Source organism: Chitinophaga rupis (assembly GCF_900109685.1).
Lineage (GTDB): Bacteria > Bacteroidota > Bacteroidia > Chitinophagales > Chitinophagaceae > Chitinophaga > Chitinophaga rupis.
On record NZ_FOBB01000001.1, the window covers coordinates 1,730,919 to 1,750,493 of the forward strand.

At 47.7% G+C, this 19,575-nt stretch carries 15 protein-coding genes; 14 read left to right on the forward strand and 1 reads right to left on the reverse strand.

The window, feature by feature from the left end:
- Positions 1–10: 10 nt before the first annotated feature.
- From BMZ54_RS07025 to BMZ54_RS07070, 10 genes are all read left to right on the forward strand, one after another.
- Complete coding sequence (locus tag BMZ54_RS07025; RefSeq protein ID WP_089907999.1) at positions 11–4,030, forward strand: sugar-binding protein; 4,020 nt, start codon at positions 11–13, stop codon at positions 4,028–4,030.
- Positions 4,031–4,334: 304 nt separating this feature from the next.
- On the forward strand, positions 4,335–4,778 hold the full coding sequence (locus BMZ54_RS07030; RefSeq protein ID WP_089908001.1) for a VOC family protein: 444 nt from the start codon (positions 4,335–4,337) through the stop codon (positions 4,776–4,778).
- Between the two features lie 76 nt (positions 4,779–4,854).
- Positions 4,855–5,889: an LLM class flavin-dependent oxidoreductase gene (locus BMZ54_RS07035; RefSeq protein ID WP_089908003.1), complete on the forward strand. Its 1,035-nt coding sequence runs from the start codon at positions 4,855–4,857 to the stop codon at positions 5,887–5,889.
- Between the two features lie 95 nt (positions 5,890–5,984).
- Positions 5,985–6,788, forward strand: a complete 804-nt coding sequence (locus BMZ54_RS07040) for an SDR family NAD(P)-dependent oxidoreductase (RefSeq protein ID WP_089908006.1) — start codon at positions 5,985–5,987, stop codon at positions 6,786–6,788.
- A 30-nt stretch (positions 6,789–6,818) separates the two neighbouring features.
- The gene (locus BMZ54_RS07045) at positions 6,819–7,712 is read left to right on the forward strand and encodes an SMP-30/gluconolactonase/LRE family protein (RefSeq protein WP_089908009.1); all 894 of its coding nucleotides are present in this window, start codon (positions 6,819–6,821) and stop codon (positions 7,710–7,712) included.
- Positions 7,713–7,791: 79 nt separating this feature from the next.
- On the forward strand, positions 7,792–9,693 hold the full coding sequence (locus BMZ54_RS07050) for an ulvan lysase-like protein (protein WP_089908012.1): 1,902 nt from the start codon (positions 7,792–7,794) through the stop codon (positions 9,691–9,693).
- Positions 9,694–9,792: 99 nt separating this feature from the next.
- Positions 9,793–10,347, forward strand: a complete 555-nt coding sequence (locus tag BMZ54_RS07055; RefSeq protein ID WP_089908015.1) for an RNA polymerase sigma factor — start codon at positions 9,793–9,795, stop codon at positions 10,345–10,347.
- Positions 10,325–10,972, forward strand: coding sequence for a hypothetical protein (locus BMZ54_RS07060; protein ID WP_089908017.1), 648 nt, complete (start codon positions 10,325–10,327; stop codon positions 10,970–10,972). The genes BMZ54_RS07055 and BMZ54_RS07060 overlap by 23 nt, the downstream gene beginning before the upstream one ends.
- A gap of 4 nt (positions 10,973–10,976) precedes the next feature.
- Complete coding sequence (locus BMZ54_RS07065; protein ID WP_089908019.1) at positions 10,977–12,062, forward strand: hypothetical protein; 1,086 nt, start codon at positions 10,977–10,979, stop codon at positions 12,060–12,062.
- 84 nt (positions 12,063–12,146) lie between these two features.
- Complete coding sequence (locus tag BMZ54_RS07070; protein ID WP_089908022.1) at positions 12,147–12,767, forward strand: DUF6891 domain-containing protein; 621 nt, start codon at positions 12,147–12,149, stop codon at positions 12,765–12,767.
- 6 nt (positions 12,768–12,773) lie between these two features.
- Here the strand turns inward: BMZ54_RS07070 and BMZ54_RS07075 are convergent, their stop codons facing one another.
- Complete coding sequence (locus tag BMZ54_RS07075) at positions 12,774–13,583, reverse strand: SDR family oxidoreductase (protein ID WP_089908024.1); 810 nt, start codon at positions 13,581–13,583, stop codon at positions 12,774–12,776.
- A gap of 134 nt (positions 13,584–13,717) precedes the next feature.
- Here BMZ54_RS07075 and BMZ54_RS07080 point away from each other — a divergent pair, with 134 nt between their 5' ends.
- The 4 genes from BMZ54_RS07080 to BMZ54_RS07095 all read left to right on the forward strand — a co-directional run bounded on the left by BMZ54_RS07080 (position 13,718) and on the right by BMZ54_RS07095 (position 19,508).
- The gene (locus tag BMZ54_RS07080; RefSeq protein ID WP_162277485.1) at positions 13,718–14,461 is read left to right on the forward strand and encodes a carboxypeptidase-like regulatory domain-containing protein; all 744 of its coding nucleotides are present in this window, start codon (positions 13,718–13,720) and stop codon (positions 14,459–14,461) included.
- Between the two features lie 194 nt (positions 14,462–14,655).
- Positions 14,656–15,057: a hypothetical protein gene (locus BMZ54_RS07085; RefSeq protein WP_089908031.1), complete on the forward strand. Its 402-nt coding sequence runs from the start codon at positions 14,656–14,658 to the stop codon at positions 15,055–15,057.
- Between the two features lie 170 nt (positions 15,058–15,227).
- Positions 15,228–16,313 carry an efflux RND transporter periplasmic adaptor subunit gene (locus BMZ54_RS07090; protein WP_089908034.1) on the forward strand — a complete coding sequence of 362 codons (1,086 nt, stop codon included), beginning with the start codon at positions 15,228–15,230 and terminating at the stop codon, positions 16,311–16,313.
- 27 nt (positions 16,314–16,340) lie between these two features.
- Positions 16,341–19,508, forward strand: a complete 3,168-nt coding sequence (locus tag BMZ54_RS07095; RefSeq protein ID WP_089908038.1) for an efflux RND transporter permease subunit — start codon at positions 16,341–16,343, stop codon at positions 19,506–19,508.
- The last annotated feature ends 67 nt before the right edge of the window (positions 19,509–19,575 follow it).

Genomic DNA, 19,575 nt, shown 5'->3' on the forward strand with positions numbered 1-19,575 from the left:
CCCACGTATTATGAAAATAACTCTATGCCCGCCCGGGGTTTTCCGGGCGGTACTGGCCCTTGTGCTGTACGTATGCATGAGCCAATTACCCGTGTACGCACAAAGTGACGGGCTGCCCCGCGGCGCTAACCTGTTGCCCTATCAGCGCTATGAAGCGGAAAACGGCGCCCGTGGCGGTGGCGCCAGCTTACAATCCTCTCCCCAGTTTATACAAACAGATATTGCTGCTGAAGCATCAGACCAAAAGTATGTAAGCCTGGGTAGTAACGGCGCTTATGTGGAATGGACCTTATCCGCACCGGCACAGGGTTTTAACCTGCGCTTCACCATGCCTGATAACAGCACCGGTACCGGCACTTCCGGCACACTGGGCTTGTATGTAAATGATGTAAAGGTGCGCGACATTGCCCTTTCATCCTACTGGGCCTACCAGTATTTTCCTGCTGCAGATCCGCAGCAAACCCCCTCCGGCGGCAGTACCAAGATCCTGATGCGTTTTGATGAGGTGCACTTTCGCCTGGATGCAGCTATACAGGCGGGCGATAAGGTGACCATCAAAAAAGATAACAATGATGGTATTACCTATGGAGTAGATTTTGTGGAGCTGGAATCAGTACCCACCGCCCTGACCTTACCGGCCAACTATTTATCTGTAACGGATTACGGCGCTAATGGTACGGATAATGCGGATGATTTTGCCGCCTTTACCCAATGTATAGCCGCCGCATCCAGCCAGGGAAAAAATGTGTTCATCCCTGCCGGCCGTTTTATACTTAGCAACAAGCTGCTGCTGAATGTAAGCAACATCAAGATCCAGGGCGCGGGCATCTGGCATACTTATATTTATTTCTCCACCAATGTGCAGTTTTCCGGCGGTATCCTGGCAAGGGCCAGCCATGTGGAGATATCCAACTTTTCCATGAACACGGCCAACAATGCCCGCCTGGTATATGGCGGCGAGCCTAACCCGCTGGGGCAAATGTATAAGGTATACAAAGGTTTTATGGGTACCTATGGCGCCGGCTCCTATGTGCACGACATTTGGGTGGAGCATTTTGAATGCGGTTTCTGGATCGGCGGTTACGATCCCCCGTACCCGATAGATGTAACTACCAACATGATGATCTCCAAATGCCGCATCCGTAATAACTATGCAGATGGTGTGAACTTTTCACAGGGCACCTCCAACTCCACGGTGGAGCAGTCCAGCGTGCGGAATAATGGCGATGATGGTTTGGCGGTATGGCCCTCTACAGATGCGTCTAACAACGTGATGGGCGTGAACAATACTTTCCGTAACAACACCATTGAAAACAACTGGCGGGCCGGCAGCATTGCCATTTTCGGCGGCACAGGGCACGACATTAACCACAACCTCATTAAAGATGGGGTAGGCGGGTCCGGTATCCGTTTCACCAACGACTTTGCGGGTTTTACTTTTAAGTATCCCGGTGATGTAATTAAGGTGGCAGAAAATACCATCATTGGCTGCGGCACCAGCAACGACCTTTGGAACCAGAAAAGAGGCGCCATTGAGTTTTATGCGCAAACCGGTGTGTTTAATATACAGTTTGATAACACCACCATCCTGAACTCGCAGCGCGATGCGGTGCAGCTGTATGGCAACAATTATCATCACCTTATTTTCAACAACACCCTTATAGACGGCACCGGACTGGATCCTGTGGTACGCGATGTGCCTTCCGATGTTTACGGCGGTTTTGGTATTTATGCGCAGGCCAATTCAGATTCTGCGGTGTTCAACAATCTTACCGTAAGGAATGCGGAATCCGGCACTTCCCTGAACCGCAATACAAATTTTAAGCTTATTATACGGGATGTGAATATTCCCGTGACCGGCGTAGTGCTGGTTCCGGCTACAGATACTACCATAGCTACAGGCAGCAGCTTTCAGCTGAAGGCGAATATTATACCAGTAGATGCTACCAATAAAAATCTCAGCTGGACCTCTTCCAACACAGCCGCTGTAACGGTAGATGCCAATGGTAAAGTAACAGCTGTAGGTTTAGGCGCAGCAACCATTACCGTAACTACACAAAGCGGCAATTTTACCGCCACCCGCAAGGTAACGGTAACGCCTGCTGTAAATATTACGGCTACGGATGCAGATGCCGGAGAAGGCAATAACACCGGTACTTTCCGCATCAGCGCTTCTGCCATTACGCAAACCGTAACGGTGAATTACACGATCAGCGGTACGGCTGCCAGCGCTGATTACACGGCCAGCCCGGCTTTAACAGGATCGGTAACTTTGTCGCCTACCACATTGGCGCAAACTATTACCATTACACCGGTAGATGATAATAGTTTTGAAGGACCGGAAACCCTACGCTTAACACTCAAAGCAGGTATCGGTTACCAGCTGGGTAATGATACTACGGCCGTGGTCACCATTACGGATAATGACCTGCCGCCCTGTACTGCACCTACCATTGCGCGGGTTACAGGTACTGCACCGGTTATTGATCAAAACATTGACGGCGCCTGGTCTGCAGCACCTGTTAAGAGTATTGGCAATGTGGTGCTGGGCGGTGTACCGGCCGGTTACGGCGGGCAGTGGCGCGCTATGTATGATAACACCAATCTGTATGTATTGGTGCAGGTAAATGATGCTACTAAGATCAATGATTCCGGTGGCAGCTGGTGGGAAGATGATGTGGTGGAAATTTTTATTGATGGCGATAACAGCAAAACCGCCACTTACGACGGCGCCAATGATTTTCAGCTGGGCTTCCGCTATAACGATAACACTCTGCATGTAGGTGGCAATTCTGTAACCCGCACCACGGGCATTACTTTTAGCCAATATGCAACTGCTACCGGCTACAATGTGGAAGCAGCCATTCCCTGGACTACCATTGGAACCACTGCCGCCCTGGGCAAACCCATTGGCCTGGATGTGCAGCTGGATAATGATGATAATGGTGGCACCCGCGATGCGCAGCTGGCAACCTTTGCCACTACCACTACGGCCTTCCAGGATCCGCGTGTATTCGGCACCGTATATTTAACCAATTGTAATGCTACCAATGTACCGGTAACAGGTGTAAGCGTATCGCCCGCTACTGCCAGTATTGGCACCGGCGCTACGCAGCAGCTGGTAGCCAGCGTGCTGCCGACCAATGCTTCCAACACCAATGTAAGCTGGAGCTCCAGCAATACCAGCGTTGCTACCGTTAACGCAGCCGGGCTGGTGACCGCGGTGGCTGTAGGTACTGCAACTATTACCGTTACTACGGCCGACCAGGGAAAAACAGCCACCTGCACGGTAACCGTTACGCAGGGCAGCACCATTTATTACCGTATTAAGAACCGCTGGCAGAACACTTATCTGAATGATGGTGGTGCGCAGGCAAATTACGCTGCTTCTCCCTCAGCCACAGATAACAGCTACCAGTGGTCGCTGGAAAATGTAAGCGGCGGATATGTGGAAATTAAGAACCGCGCTACCGGCGAGTATATAAATATTGAGCATGCGCTGGATTATGTGGAAGTTACCACCCGCAGCGCCGGCACCCTCAGCTCCCGCTGGGCCATGGAAAATACGGGCGATGGCTACGTACGCATCCGCAACGCAGGCCCTTCTAACGACTATATTCATATAGAGAACCTGAGAGGTTACGCGCAGCATGGCATGATGTATCCTGTTTGGCAAAGCGCCCAATGGCAGCTGGAACAGGTGCCTGCCAACGCATTGGCCCGTAGCGGCAACACACCGGCCTTGTCCATTAGTAACCCCAATAACGGGCAAAAGCTGTTGCCTTCCACAGCGGCCATTACCCTGGAAGTATATCCCAACCCTGCCGTGAGTGAGCTGAAACTACAGTCTAAAGATGATCTGTCGGGCGGTATAATATACATCCTGAACAGCAGCGGTAACATTGTAATGCGCACCAATGCAGCGGCGCGTACAGTGAACATTGCTGCTTTACCACCGGGCGTTTATACATTGCTGTTCACTCAAAAAACGCAAAAGATCACAAAACGGTTTGTGAAAATACCACAGTAACCTGTTGGCGCAGGAACATAAAAGCCCTCCCGGAATAGCTCCGGGGGGCTTTTTTTTATATTAACATCCCCCGGTCACGATAAAATGGGGAAAGCCGTTCCATATTAATTTTTTTTGATGATGTGCTCTTTTTATGGCGGGATGCATTGAAATGGCCGGCCTATTTAGTAAATTAACAGTGGTAATACGATTTTCAGTTAAGCCCATTAGCCTGTTCTTAGACCTGCAGCCTTATTAACCATTCAAAAAGATTAAACCTGCCATGCAACATCAAAAATGGTATAACTCCCAAATGTTTTAAACAATGCAGGAATATCTACCATCCAAAAATATTCAGCAGGCCGTTCCCTTTTTTGCAGTAGCAGATATGGAGGCCTCCATCCGCTTTTATGTAGAGGGCCTTGGCTTTGAGATTATTGCCAGATGGGAGCCCCGCGGGAAAATAGAATGGTGCTGCGTACAGCGGGAAGGCGCCGCAATCATGTTACAGGAGTACCATACGGAGGGGCCTGATGCCTGGAAGCCCGAAGGCAAAGTAGGTGTAGGCGTATCCATCTGTTTTATTTGTGAAGATGCGCTGGCCCTGTACCACGAGTTTATTGCCAATGGTATCAGCACTACAGAGCCGTTTGTAGGAAATAATATGTGGGTCATTAACCTGTATGATCCGGATGGGTATACCCTGAATTTTGAAAGCAGCACAGATGTGCCGGAAGAAACCCGGTATTCTGAGTGGGAACAAGCGTAATGACGCCGCCCCGCGCCAGGCTGTATATCTCGCTGTATTGCCTTAAATTGTAGGCGGATAAAAAACCGTCTACTTTATGGAACTGGGGATCAGCACATTTGGAGAAGTACAGCCGGAAGGCGTAACAGGTAACGCAGCACAATCTTACCTGCGTATGCAGGAAATTATTGAAGAAGCCAGGCTGGCCGATGCCGTTGGGCTGGATGTGTTTGCAGTAGGGGAGCATCACCGGCCTGATTTTGTTATATCCGCCCCGGAAGTAGTCCTGGGCGCAATTGCCGCTGTTACAAAAAATATTCGTTTAACCAGCTCCGTTATTGTGCTCAGCTCTGCTGATCCCGTACGTACCTTTCAGCAGTTTGCCACCGTTGATCTGTTATCCGGCGGACGGGTGGAGATCCTGGCCGGCCGTGGCTCCTTCACAGAATCTTATCCTTTGTTCGGTTACAACCTGGCAGATTACGATGCTTTGTTTGAGGAAAAGCTGAACATGCTGTTACAGATCAACCAGCATGAAACCCTCACCTGGAAAGGGAAGTTCCGGGCGCCTGTCAGCAACCGCGGTGTTTATCCAAGACCTTACCAGGCAGCTTTGCCCATTTGGCTGGCCATAGGTGGTACGCCGGCATCTGCGGTACGTGCAGGCAAGCTCAATTTGCCTTTAACGCTGGCCATTTTAGGTGGCCGCCCCAGCCAGTATGTACAATTGATCGATTTATACCGGCAGTCGGCCCAAACAGCAGGCCACGATCCTGCACAGCTGCCGCTGGCCATCAATTCCCAGTTTTATGTGGCCGATAGTTCAGACCAGGCAGCAGATGAGTTTTTCCCATCTTACCAGGTGCTCATGAACCGTGTAGGTAAAGAGCGCGGCTGGCCGCCCCTTACACGGAACCAGTTTGAATACCTGCGTATGCCGGAAGGTCCCTTGTTTGTAGGCAGCGTGCAGGAGATCATTGATAAGCTGCTGTACCAGCATCAGCTGTTCAATAATACCCGTTTCCTGGCGCAGCTGGTAAAGGGTTATATTACGCACGACAAAGTATTGCATGCTATTGAGCTGTTCGGAAAAAAAATAGCTCCGGCCGTGCGGGAAGCATTGGGTAAATAACAGCACTGACGCACTATGCCCGCTATATTGTCGCTATTACACCGCCCTTACGTGCACATTCTTATTTAAGTTTGTTTTAATCAAAAACTACCACCATGTTATTGCAAAACAAGAATGCTGTTATCTATGGAGCAGGCGGCTCATTAGGCGGCGCGGTAGCAAAAGCGCTGGCCGCAGCAGGCGCACAGGTATTTCTTACCGGCCTGCACCTGGAAAATGTGCAGCAGCTGGCAAACGCGATCTGTGCCGCAGGCGGCCGGGCAGAAGCAGCTGTGGTAGATGCATTGGACGAAAAAGCTATTGAAACGCATATACAGCAGGTAAAGCAGAAAGCAGGTACCATAGATATTTCTTATAACGCCATCGGCCTGGAAGCTAAACAGAATATTCCGCTGGTTGAGATGGCGCTGGCCGACTTTCTACGGCCGGTGAACATTGCCATGCACACACAATTCCTGACTGCAACGGCAGCCGGCAGGGTAATGATGGCCCAGGGTTCCGGCGTTATTTTATCGCTTACTGCTACACCGGCTGGTATTGGTTATCCATTGGTAGGTGGTTTTGGACCGGCCTGTTGTGCCATGGAAAGTTTTTCCCGCGACCTGGCATCGGAGCTGGGGCCCCATGGGGTGCGGGTGGTAAATATGCGCTCCGGCGGATCGCCTGACTCCCGCGTTTTTGCAGAAGCCATCGCCAGCTCACCAGCTGCACCGGAATTTTTAGTGAAACTGAGGGCAGACACCATGCTTAAAAAGTTGCCTCCAATGGCGGATATTGCCAATACTGCCGTATTCCTGGCCTCTGACCTGGCCGGCTCCATTACCGGTGTTACCATTGATATTACCTGCGGTACCACCAATGCCCTGAATTATAAAATGCCCAACATTCCGCTGAAATAACATTTTTGTACTTTTTAGCTAACTTAGGGCATGGTTACACGTTATTATGCCCTGCTATTACTATGCTTAGCTGCAGGCAGTTCCACTTTAGCCCAGGATATACCGGTGGTGGCGCCCGGCGCCACTGTAAAGGAAGTAGCAAAACAATTTGCGTTTACCGAAGGACCCGCGGTAAATAAACAGGGCGATATTTATTTTACCGATCAGCCGAATGATAAGATCTGGAAGTACGATGTGAATGGAAAGCTGTCATTGTTCATGGACAAAACAGGCCGCTCCAATGGATTGTACTTTGATAAAAAAGGCAACATCATTTCCTGTGCAGATGAAAAAGATGAGCTATGGTCTATTAGCCCATCTAAAAAAGTAACCGTACTGCTCAGCGATTATGAAGGCAAAACATTGAACGGTCCCAACGACCTGTGGATCGATCCTAAAGGCGGTATCTACTTCACCGATCCTTTTTACCCCCGCGATTACTGGACCCGCAAAACGCCGGACATAAAAGAACAGAAAGTATATTATTTGCCTAAAGGGAAGAAAGCCGCTGTGGTGGCAGCTGATGGCCTTGTGAAACCTAACGGTATTGTAGGTACGCCGGATGGCAAATATTTATACGTAGCGGATCTTGAAGCAGGCAAAACCTATAGGTACAGCATTGATCCGGATGGCTCTTTAACAGGCAAAGAGTTATTTGTATCCCAGGGTTCTGATGGTATGACGCTGGATAATGAAGGGAATTTATACATTACCGGCCAGGGCGTAACCATCTATGATAGTACCGGGAAAAAGCTGGGCAATATTCCCATTCCCACCCATTGGACAGGCAACGTTTGTTTTGGCGGCAAAGACCGGAAAACATTATTCATCACTGCATCAGAAGCTATTTACACGCTGCAGATGCGTGTGAAAGGAGTAGAGTAAAATACTTACACCATACAAAACGCTCATGAATTAATTCATGGGCGTTTTTCATAGCTGTTATCATTAAATAAATTTCACATTGTTATCCCGCAGACATTTTTTAAAACAAGGCACAGGTTTATTAGGCGCATTGTATGCAGGTAATAATTTAGCCTGGGCGCTGCCTTCATCTATAAATGAAGATGAGCTATCTGTGCTTTGCCGGCAGCTTACAGATACCTGGGGCAGTGCGCTGTTGAAGATGCAGGTAAAAGACAAGGCCGATAAAAATTATGGTACCATCATCTATCCGCCGGAAAATGCGGTGCATGGCCGCATGGGCGATACCATCTATCCCTTCCTGCACCTGGCCCATGTAACCAATAACAGTGATTATGCAGATGCAGCTATACTCCTGTACCGCTGGATGGAAAACACCGTGAGCCAGCAGGATGGCTCCTGGTTAAATGAACCGGTAAAGGGCGCCTGGAAAGGCACCACTGTATTTTCCGCCATCGCCCTGGGCGAAGCCTTAAAGCAGCATGGTACTTTGCTGGATAATAATTTCAAAAATGAGCTAACGGCCCGTTTGAAAAAGAGCGGTGATTTCATCTACAAAACTTTTAACATTGACTACGGGAATATTAATTATCCCATTTCCGCTACCTATGGCTTGTCCCTGTTAGGTGAAATACTGGGCGAGCCCCGTTTCAGCCGCCGTGGCCGTGAGCTGGCGCATAAAGCATTGCGGTTTATAACTGCAAAGGATGGTTTTCTGACCGGCGAAGGCGGGCCTTATCATAAGCGCAGCGCTAAAGGATGTTTGTCGGTAGACCTGGGTTATAATGTAGAAGAATCCCTTCCTTCACTGGTGTTGTATGGGTTGCTCACAAAAGATAATGAAGTGCTGGATGTGGTAAGCCGCGCCCTCGAAACACACATGCAGTTCATGTTGCCGGATGGTGGCTGGGATAACAGCTGGGGCACCCGCAACTACAAATGGACCTATTGGGGCAGCCGTACCTCCGATGGCTGCCAGCCGGCCTATGCGCTGATGGCTAACCGCAATCCTGCCTTTTACAAGGTAGCATTGCTGAACACACAGTTGTTAAAAGCCAATACGCATGATGGTGTTTTATACGGCGGCCCGCATTACCTGAGCCATGGCGTAAGCGCCAGCCTGCACCACACTTTTTGCCATATTAAAGCGCTGGTAACTATACTGGATCATGGTGTGCCAAAACCACCGGCAACTTTTGCCAAAGTAACCCTGCCGCGGGAGCAGGCATACGGCAGCCGTTTTTTCAGTGATATACAAACCACGCTCATCTCCCACGGCGCGTTCAGGGCTACTGTTACGGCCTATGACCGCAACTATAAAGATTTTAAAGGCGGCCATGCTTCCGGTGGCGCGCTTACCATGCTATGGCATGAAAAGGCAGGGTTGATCTTCACAGCCAGTATGAATGAGTACCAGCTGATTGAAGCAGGTAATATGCAGGTGGATAACGATCCTTTATCCATGCCTTTAACACCGCGTATTGAATTACAGGAAGGCGGGGCTGTTTACATGAATATCCATGACCTTACTGCAACTATGAAAACTACGCAGGAGCAGGATACCATCGTTATACATACCCGCTCTAAGCTGGTAAATAAAGATCAGCAGCAGCCGGCAGCAGGCGCCGTGAATTGCGAGGTAACTTACCGGTTCAGCAAAGACAAAGTAATTTTGCATTTTAAGCATGATGCAAAAGAAGGAAGACCCGTGAAGATCATAGTGCCGGTTATTTCCCCATCTTCAGAAAGCTATGAAATTACATTAGCGCATACTGCGGAGGTCCATAAACAGGAGGGAAGTGTGCGTATTACTCCTGATAAAAAAATGATGTTGTTACCCATGACGGGAGAGCGGGTATTTAATTTTGTACCCGGCCTGGAAGCGCTGCCTTTTTGCATAGAAGCCAATGAAACAGTAATAGAGCTGGGCTTTTTTGCCTGACCTTATAATGATACCCCGCTGGTAGAAATTTATTTTGAGCAGGCAACCCTTTGTTTATAATCTGCATTTATACTTGTATAACCACTTTACCAACAGGGAATGGATCTACCGGTACTCATCAAAGAAGCAAAACAAGGCAGCGCTGCTGCTCAGAAATGCATTTTTGATCAGCTGGCAGATAAAATGTTAATGGTTTGCCGCCGGTATGTGAAGAACCAGGAGGATGCGGAGGAGCTGCTGCTGGATGGCTTTTACAAATTCTTTAAAGGCTTGCCTGCTTTTAATTACCAGGGCGAAGCCGCTTTATACACCTGGCTGAAGCGCATCATGATCAATGAATGCCTGATGTTCCTGCGGAAGAAACAGGCCTTTGTAATTGTGTCGGAAACCGTAGCAGAAACCATTCCGCTGGAAGAGGAAGCATTGAATAATTTATCGGCCACAGATATTTTTAACCTGATCGTACAGCTGCCGGCGGGGTACCGCACGGTTTTTAACCTGCATGCTATTGAAGGTATGAATCATGGGGAGATTGCTTCCCTGCTGGGTATTTCCGAAGGTACTTCCAAATCGCAGCTAAGCAAAGCAAGATCATTGTTACAGAAAATGTTGCTGCAAAAAAATATTACGTATGTCAAACGAAGCACACAATAAGGATTGGGTAAGCAGGCTGGATGGCTTAAACCATGCAGCTGGCGAGGCGGGATTGGATAAGAACGCCGCGTGGGACAAGCTGCATACCCGCATGCAGCGGAAACAACGTAAAAGTAAAGCCGGATGGTATTGGGCTGCAGCGGCTTGTGTACTGGCGGCCTGCCTGATACCGGCCTTGCTGGTGCATAAACAAAAGTATACCGGGGTACACACCTCGCCAGCGGTAACTTACCACCATTCGGATACAGCGGCAGCTTCGGTTATTTCAAAAAAGGAAGCTCCTGTTAATGTGGTGAAGGAAATGCATAAACCGGTTGCAGCACAGCAGGAGGTTGCAGCGATATTGCCGGCCCTTATTCATCCGGTTAATCCCACCAATATTACTGCTGCTTTAAAGAAAGATACCTTACAAATAACCGATACCATGCTGGCAGCTGTTCCCGCAACCGCTGCACCAAAGAAAATGCGGGTAGTACATATTAACGAGCTGGGTGAGGCAACAGTAAATGAAGTAGTATACCCGGAGTATAAGCCATTTACCATCAGAGTTAATAGCCCGGCAGGTTTAGGTGATCAAACAATTGCAAATAGTACACTTAATATTCATCTCTCTCCAAAAAATTAGCTAAATGAAAAAAATGATCTGTTTATGGATGCTGGCTAGCAGCATCACGGGAGTGGTATGCGCGCAGGAAAAAAAAGCTGTAACCAATGAGGATAAAACCTTTGAGCTGCCGGCAAATAAAATAACCAGGAGCTTCTGGATTGAGCTGGATAAAGGTAATAAGATGCAGGTAGAGCTGGTGAACATTGATGACCTGGAACAGGTTGGGAACGTGGATTCCCTGGTAAGGATGTTCCTGCAGGACCTTGCGCCCTTAAAGGATTCGTTGTCTGATGAGCTGTCCTATAAGCGGATCGACTATGTAACAGATACAAAGGCAAAGAAGATCCGCATTTACAAAGGCAGGTCTAACAGCAACAGCTATCTTATTCAGCGGGGAGAGGTGGCTGCTTTAAAATTGGAGCAGGATACCATTCATTTTTTAGGCAAGGTAAATAACGGGCATCCTTACCGGTTTAGCTTTTTTGTGAATAACTGGAATGAGCTGGCCGCCTATGCAGATGGCCGTTTGAATGACAAGCTGCATACCCTTGGAACAAAGTATAATACTGACTGGATGAGAGGAGAAGATGGACGGATGCATCTTACAAAAGATTATTTGATCTCAGCTAAGCAGAGCCGGGGATATTTATCTCCAGGGGGGGATCAGCTGGAGCTGAATGCAGCAGCAAGTATTCAGAACTATAAGAATTATTTTGTACCTGGTTTTTCACTGGGGGGAGCTGTAATAGCCAGCTCCATTTTTCATAATAAGCTGGTAAAGCATGTATTGGGTGTGTACTGGGAACCTAACTTTTTCTTTGGTAAGGATAGTGATGGTAAGGCCAGGGTTTACCGGAATGATTTTCTTACACTGGTTTATGGACAGGGAGCTGCAAAACAGCCGGGTAAAAAACCTGATCTTACATTTACTTTTTCGCTTGGTTATTTGATCCACCGGGAAGGTGATTATATGGCGCCGCATACTTTTCGTATAGGCATGGGGCGTATGTCGCTGTTTGAAGGTAAAACAAAGGTAGAGCCGTTATTATATTTTAACGATTTCTTTAAAGGGGTAACACCCGGCATAAGGCTGATCCAATATTTTTAAAAAGGCATAACAATATCTTGATCTGCTGCTCTTTGAATTTGATCCGGAAATTTGCGATTTTTACTTTGCGCTAAATCGTTAACAATGGAAGAATTAAAAGAAGAGATCGCAGACCAGGTTCGTGCTATGATAGCAGGCGGGTTTTATGATGCAGAGGAAATACAGGAGAATATCATGGATATATTCTATGATGAGGTGCTGGACGAAGCATGGCTGAAAGAAGAGATCAGCCGCCAGTATACCGCCCGCTTGCAGGAGCAGGCAGCCTGGCCACAGGAGACCGATTTTGACCGGCTGGCCCGCGTCTTTGATCAGCTGAACAGTTCCGGCATTATTGCCTTGCACAATGCCGGCTATACCCGGCAGGACGGTGAAAGTGATTGCGGCCATATCTACAGCGAATTAAAAGCAGAAGGTATTACCACCCGCGGGTATTGCTTTTACCATACGCAGGACTTGGAACGGGTAATAGAAGGGCATGAGCTGTATTTAGCCTTTGGAACTTTTGAAGCAGATAGCCTTGCTGTTGTTGCCATAGGGGAGGAGATTGTTAAAGTATTGGCCGCTCATGGTTTTGAAAATAAATGGGACCATACTGCAGATACCCGGATCGCTATACCTGGTATAAAATGGCAGAAACGGTTTGGTACGGAGAACTGCAGTGAGGAACGGGCGGTGGAGTTGTTGAGTAATAGCGTGGAATAGCCCGATCTACCCTATCCCGTAATAATCATTCATCAATTTATCAAACCACCGTCCCGGTAATATTTGCTTAAGCAAGGGAACAATGGTTTGCCCGGTTTGACCTATAAGATAACGGTGAGCAGGATGTTTGGCAGCCACAATTTTGCAAAGCCTGGCGCCAATAGCAGCCGGGGACGCGGCAGCGCCTTCATTCTTTTCAATATTTGCAATAACAGTATAGTACGCCTTTTCTAAAGCGGGATGTTGCATTGTAAAGGGAGCTTTCTCACGGTTTTGCGTGATGGGCGTATTAAAATCACCGGGATTAAGGATCACCACTTTAACGCCTGTGCTCCGTAATTCCATCCGTAAGCTTTGCGTATAACCTTCCAGCGCGTATTTGGAAGCCACGTACATGCTCTGGTAAGGAAGTCCCATAAGGCCAGCCAGCGATCCCATATTTACAATTAACCCCTTTTTATTTTCGATCATGCCCGGTAATACGGTGTTGCACATACGAACGATCCCGAAAAAATTCACCTCAAATTGTTTTTGCGCCATTGCAACAGGCATGGCATAAGCCGGGCCTACAACACAATTGCCGGCATTGTTAACCAACACATCTATCCGGCCTTCCATCTTCAGAATGTGTTCAACAGCAGTACGTGCGGAGGTATCATCCGTTACATCCAGCTCAATGGGCCTGAAGGATACCGCTTTCATACGTTGCAGATCCCGGGTGGACCCATAAACAACATGGCCCTTTTCCTGCAGTGCGTTAGCGCAGGCCAGGCCAATACCGGAAGAAGCGCCTGTTACAAGGATTACTTTTTTCACAGTGGCGTTATGTTAGCTATTAAAGGTAAGAAGATCCCGGGCGTGCATACTGAAATTCATTATATTTATATACAATGTCAAAAGATAAGTTTCGGGTCAGCATCCCAGATCCCTGTACTCAAGCCTGGAGTGATATGACGCCTGCCGAAGGCGGCCGCTTTTGTAGCCATTGTCAGAAAGCAGTGATAGATTTTTCATTAATGACTGACAAAGAAATAATTGCGGTTATCAGCAACCACAATAAAAGCCTTTGCGGGCGTTTTCAATCTGCACAACTCAACCGTAGCCTGCATGTGCCGGCCCCGCCGAAACGCTCTTTTTTTCCTGCAGCAGTATTTGCATCTTTAATAGCAGCCCTGGTGCCGGAAAGTAGTAAGGCGCAAACCCTGGCAAGTACCACCGCTCAATCCACGCCCATTAAAACAGAACATGCTAAAAGCAGGGCGGCAGCCGCTGCCTTTAAAGGGCAGATCATTGATTCGCTTACCGGTAAGGGTTTAGCGGGTGTTACTATCTCATTAAAACATAAGGGCGTAGAAGAGTCAGGCGCCATCACCGATGGGGAAGGTAAATTTGTGTTGAACATCCCTGCCAGGCTTAGACAACAGGCACTTAGGGTTAATATCAGCTATATCGGTTACGCCTCAAAGGAGGTTTCATTTGATATGGATCAGCAGCCTTTGTCAACGACCATTGAACTAAAACCGTCAAACATCGACCTGCCGGAGATAGCGGTGGTGGGATACGGCACTAGAACCGGGGTTGTAATAATGGGTGCTATTTCCATTGTTAATACACAGCCTGTCACAATCAAAAAAGAAGAAGCGCGTAAACGAACCTGGTGGTGGCGGATCACCCATCCTTTCAGGCGCAGATAAATCCGGAATGGGATATTTACAATAGCCGGAAACTACCCGCCACCCCCGAACCTTTTCCTCTATTTTTACCAACCAAACAACTTCTGTTAAAATTACATTAAAATTCGTTTATATTCATTTTACCCGCCAAACCACCAAAATTTAATCAATTTTTAATAAGGGCTTATCAAAGTTTTATTAATTTTGAGCCCCAAATGAGAGTATTTATTTTTTTCATATATCTGTGTAGCCTGATGTCGCTGGGGTATGATTATTTTCATACAACGGGTACCCTGCACCGTACCATGTGCTACTCTCAGGCACAGGATAGTGAAAAAAAGCAGCAGGTAAATGCTACCGTAAATACAGATCAGACCTACACCTTTATCCAGGATATTCACCCAAATGAAGAAAGAGAATTCCTGATCAGTGACAATGTGGAGGATGAAGACGCGAATAATTACTTTGCCAGGAAATATAAATTGTTAACCAGGTGTTATTTAACATCCTCGGGCTCACCCGGCTTAAATCATTTCTACGGCGGCTTTAAAGACCGTCCACTCTTTTACAGCTATTTATCCTATAAATACATTACACAAAGAACTTTAAGGATCTGATCAGGTAATATGCATTAGCAACCTACGGTGCGAGCATGAATACCTGGCGGATGTATATTAACGCTACTCCCCCTGCACGACAATTCAGGTCTTGCCCCGGCTACTGATGCCATCTTACATCCAGAGAGATCTCTGACGTTCAAGTGCCAACCGTTCAATCCATTACAATCATGAAGAAAATTGTCATGCTCGCAGGCATAGCTGCCATGCTGTACCAAACAAGCTGTACATCTGCTAAAAGCGAAGAAAAAGAAGAAGCCAGCAAGTATATCGTTACCAGTCCTTTAAGGGTGGATACCTCTTTTACCAAGGAATATGTTTCGCAGATAAAATCTGTCAGGAACATTGAGATCCGGGCACTGGAAAAGGGCTTCCTGCAAAACATTTATGTTGATGAGGGCCAGTTTGTAAAAGCTGGTCAGCTGTTGTTCAGGATCATGCCGAAAATGTATGAGGCTGAATTGCTGAAAGCTGAAGCGGAAGCCAAAGCTGCAGAAATAGAGCTGCAGAATACGAAAACCCTGGCCGATAAAAATGTGGTCTCAAAAAATGAGCAGGCCGTAGCCCAGGCCAAGCTGGATCAGGCAAAGGCCGAAATGTCGCTGGCGAAGTTCCATGTGTCGGCCACTGAGATCAGGGCGCCGTTTGACGGTGTCATTGACCGCATCCCATTGAAACTGGGAAGCCTGGTGGATGAAGGCGAATTAATGACCAGCCTTTCAGATAACAGCCAGATGTTCGCCTACTTCAATGTATCTGAGCCGGAATACCTGGACTATGAAACCAATACCAAAGGCCGCGGCAATAATAAGGTAAGCCTGTTGCTGGCCAATAACACCCCCCTGCCTTATAAAGGGGATGTGGAAACCATTGAGAGCGAGTTTGATCATGAAACAGGAAATATTGCCTTCCGGGCAAAATTCCCGAATCCCGACAAGCTGTTAAAACATGGCGAAACCGGTAAGGTGCTGATGACAGTGCCGCTGAGGAATGCATTGGTTATTCCGCAGAAAGCCACTTACGAAATTCAGGATAAGATGTATGTTTTTGTGGTAGACAACAACCATGTGGTAAGATCAAAGAACATTACCATCATCGGCCGCATGCCGGACCTGTATGTGATTGAAAGTGGCATTTCAGAAACTGACAAGATACTGCTCGAAGGTGTGCAGAAGGTAAAAGATGATGATAAGATCAACTTTGAATACCAGGCGCCAGGGGAAGTTATTTCCCACCTGCGGTTAAAAGCGGAATAGTAGTTTATTATCTAATAGCGTAGTTCAATGTTCAATAAGTTTATACAACGGCCGGTTCTGTCGATAGTTATTTCGCTTATAATCGTTTTCCTGGGGGTACTGGCCATTACCAATTTACCAGTAACACAATTTCCATCCATATCACCGCCTAAGGTGAATGTCACGGCAGAATATCCCGGGGCAAATGGTGAACTAATGATCAAATCTGTGATCATTCCCCTGGAAAGGGCCATCAACGGTGTTCCGGGCATGAAATACATAGCCTCCGATGCAGGTAATGATGGGGAGGCTTCCATACAGGTAGTATTTAACCTGGGCACCGATCCTAACCAGGCATCGTTAAATGTGCAGAACAGGGTGGCATCCGTAGTGAATAAGCTGCCGCCACTGGTAGTGCGTGAAGGTGTGAAGATCACCCGTGAGGAATCTAACATGCTCATGTATGTGAACCTTTACAGCACCGATCCTAACATGGATCAGAAATTCCTTTTCAATTTCGCGGACATCAACATATTATCAGAGCTGAAAAGGGTGGATGGTGTTGGATTTGCGGATATTCTCGGTAACCGGGAATATGCCATGAGGATCTGGTTGAAGCCCGACCGTATGCTGGCCTATAAGATCTCGGCCGATGAGGTGATGAAAGCGCTGGACGAGCAAAGCCTGGAAGCCTCTCCCGGTAAAACCGGTGAAAGCTCCGGTAAAAGGTCCCAGACGTTTGAATATGTATTGAAATATCCCGGCCGTTTCAGCACCAAGGAAGGATATGAAAATGTGATCTTAAGATCCAGCCCTGATGGTGAGATCCTTCGCCTGAAAGATGTGGCAAGCGTGGAGTTCGGAAGCTCCATGTACGATATTTATTCCAACCTGAATGGCCGGTCTTCAGCAGCAATTGTGTTAAAGCAATCGTACGGAAGTAATGCCAGCCAGGTGATCAAGGATGTGAAGGCCAAGCTGAAAGAGATCAAGGCCAGCTCCTTTCCCAAAGGAATGGATTATGAGATCAGCTATGACGTATCCAAATTCCTGGATGCCTCTATCGAAAAAGTAATTCACACCCTGGTGGAAGCCTTCATCCTGGTGGGATTGGTGGTGTTCCTGTTCCTGGGCGACTGGCGTTCTACGCTGATCCCCGCCATGGCGGTGCCGGTATCCCTGATCGGAACTTTTGTGTTCATGCAGTTCTTCGGCATTACGCTTAACCTCATTACCTTATTTGCATTGGTGCTTGCAATTGGTGTGGTGGTGGATGATGCCATTGTGGTAATTGAAGCGGTGCATGCAAAAATGGAGGAAGAGCATCTTTCGCCGCTAAAGGCTACCAAGAAAGCCATGCATGAGATCAGCGGGGCTATTATTGCTATCACCTTTCTGATGGCAGCGGTATTTATCCCGGTGGCATTTATGTCTGGCCCGGTGGGCATCTTCTACCGGCAGTTTTCCATCACCATGGCCACCGCCATTATTCTTTCCGGTATAGTGGCCCTTACCCTTACCCCGGCTCTTTGCGCCATGATCCTGAAGAATAATCATGGAAAGCCCAAAAAGAAAACGGTGGTAGACAGGTTCCTGGATGGCTTCAATAACTCGTTTAACCGTACGCAGGGGAAATACCAGCAAGTGCTGGGAAAAATTGTTAGCAGGAGGGTGGTCACCTTTGCGGTGCTCGTCGCTTTCTGTATCGGCATATTTTTTCTGAATAAGAGCGTGCCTTCCGGTTTTATCCCGAATGAGGACCAGGGTATGTTCTATGCTATTATTCAAACGCCACCGGGATCCTCACTGGAACGTACAAACGAAATAGCGGAAAGGCTGCAAAAACTTGCAGAGCATATTGAAGGCGTGCAATCCGTTTCTTCCCTGGCAGGGTATGAGATCCTTACAGAAGGTACCGGGTCCAACTCGGGCACCTGTCTGATCAACCTGAAAAGCTGGGAAGAACGCAAACATTCTGTACAGGAAATTATTAGTGAGCTGGAAGAGAAATCGAAAGATATTACCGGCGCCACCATTGAGTTCTTTCAGCCGCCAGCTGTGCCGGGTTACGGTGCTGCCGGTGGTTTTGAATTGCGTTTGCTGGATAAAGCAGGGTCAGGCGATTATAAAAAGATGGAAACGGTGAGCCGTGACTTTGTAAGGGAATTGAGCAAACGTCCTGAGCTGGCATCCGTATTTACCTTTTATAGCGCCAGCTTCCCGCAATATATGCTGCGGGTGGATAATGACATTGCACAGCAAAAAGGCGTGACCATTGACAATGCCATGAACACGCTTTCCACATTAATAGGAAGTAACTACGAGATCAGCTTTATTAAATATGACCGCCAGTATAAGGTGATCGTGCAGGCATCGCCGCAATACAGGGCATTGCCGGACGATATCCTGAAGCTGTACGTAAAAAATGACCGTGATGAAATGGTGCCTTTCTCTGCTTTCATGAAAATGGAAAAGGTGTATGGTTTATCAGAGATCACCCGGCATAACATGTACAATGCATCGGAAATAAGCGGTTCATCTGCACCCGGCTACAGTAGCGGTGAAGCTATTAAGGTGATTAACGAAGTGGCGCAAAAAACTTTGCCAAGAGGATTTGGGATCGACTGGGCCGGTATTTCAAAAGATGAAGTGGCCCAGGGTAACCAGGCCATATACATCTTCCTGATCTGTCTTGGTTTCGTATACCTGATCCTGTCTGCACAGTATGAAAGCTTTATCCTGCCTTTATCGGTGATCCTTTCACTGCCGGCTGGTATCTTCGGCGCGTTCCTGTTGCTGAAAGTAACGGGATTGGAAAATAACATCTATGCGCAGGTAGCCATGGTAATGCTGATCGGGTTACTGGGTAAGAATGCCGTATTGATCGTGGAGTTTGCGGTGCAGAAACACCGTTCAGGAGCCACCGTATTACAGGCTGCCATGGAAGGTTCCAAGGTAAGGTTCCGTCCTATCCTGATGACCTCATTCGCATTCATTGCAGGTTTGATCCCATTGGTTTTTGCCTCCGGCCCTGGTAAGATCGGTAACAGAACGATTGGTACGGCCGCCGCAGGCGGTATGCTTTTCGGAACAGTTTTCGGTGTGCTGGTTATACCCGGGTTATACTACATATTCGGCAAAATAGCAGAAAGACGTATGCTTGTTAAAGATGAAGAAGAAAATCCATTAACTGAAGAAATTGATCACAATGTATAAATCAAGGATACAACGATGGATTGGGCCGCTGAGTATTTGCCTGGCTGTAGCAAGCTGCAAGGTCCCC

What these genes read in the sequence shown, in the direction of transcription:
- BMZ54_RS07025 (WP_089907999.1), top strand. Translation starts at nt 11, where the DNA reads ATGAAAATAACTCTATGCCCGCCCGGGGTTTTCCGGGCGGTACTGGCC.
- BMZ54_RS07030 (WP_089908001.1), top strand. Translation starts at nt 4,335, where the DNA reads ATGCAGGAATATCTACCATCCAAAAATATTCAGCAGGCCGTTCCCTTT.
- BMZ54_RS07035 (WP_089908003.1), top strand. Translation starts at nt 4,855, where the DNA reads ATGGAACTGGGGATCAGCACATTTGGAGAAGTACAGCCGGAAGGCGTA.
- BMZ54_RS07040 (WP_089908006.1), top strand. Translation starts at nt 5,985, where the DNA reads ATGTTATTGCAAAACAAGAATGCTGTTATCTATGGAGCAGGCGGCTCA.
- BMZ54_RS07045 (WP_089908009.1), top strand. Translation starts at nt 6,819, where the DNA reads ATGGTTACACGTTATTATGCCCTGCTATTACTATGCTTAGCTGCAGGC.
- BMZ54_RS07055 (WP_089908015.1), top strand. Translation starts at nt 9,793, where the DNA reads ATGGATCTACCGGTACTCATCAAAGAAGCAAAACAAGGCAGCGCTGCT.
- BMZ54_RS07060 (WP_089908017.1), top strand. Translation starts at nt 10,325, where the DNA reads ATGTCAAACGAAGCACACAATAAGGATTGGGTAAGCAGGCTGGATGGC.
- BMZ54_RS07065 (WP_089908019.1), top strand. Translation starts at nt 10,977, where the DNA reads ATGAAAAAAATGATCTGTTTATGGATGCTGGCTAGCAGCATCACGGGA.
- BMZ54_RS07070 (WP_089908022.1), top strand. Translation starts at nt 12,147, where the DNA reads ATGGAAGAATTAAAAGAAGAGATCGCAGACCAGGTTCGTGCTATGATA.
- BMZ54_RS07080 (WP_162277485.1), top strand. Translation starts at nt 13,718, where the DNA reads ATGACGCCTGCCGAAGGCGGCCGCTTTTGTAGCCATTGTCAGAAAGCA.
- BMZ54_RS07085 (WP_089908031.1), top strand. Translation starts at nt 14,656, where the DNA reads ATGAGAGTATTTATTTTTTTCATATATCTGTGTAGCCTGATGTCGCTG.
- BMZ54_RS07090 (WP_089908034.1), top strand. Translation starts at nt 15,228, where the DNA reads ATGAAGAAAATTGTCATGCTCGCAGGCATAGCTGCCATGCTGTACCAA.
- BMZ54_RS07095 (WP_089908038.1), top strand. Translation starts at nt 16,341, where the DNA reads ATGTTCAATAAGTTTATACAACGGCCGGTTCTGTCGATAGTTATTTCG.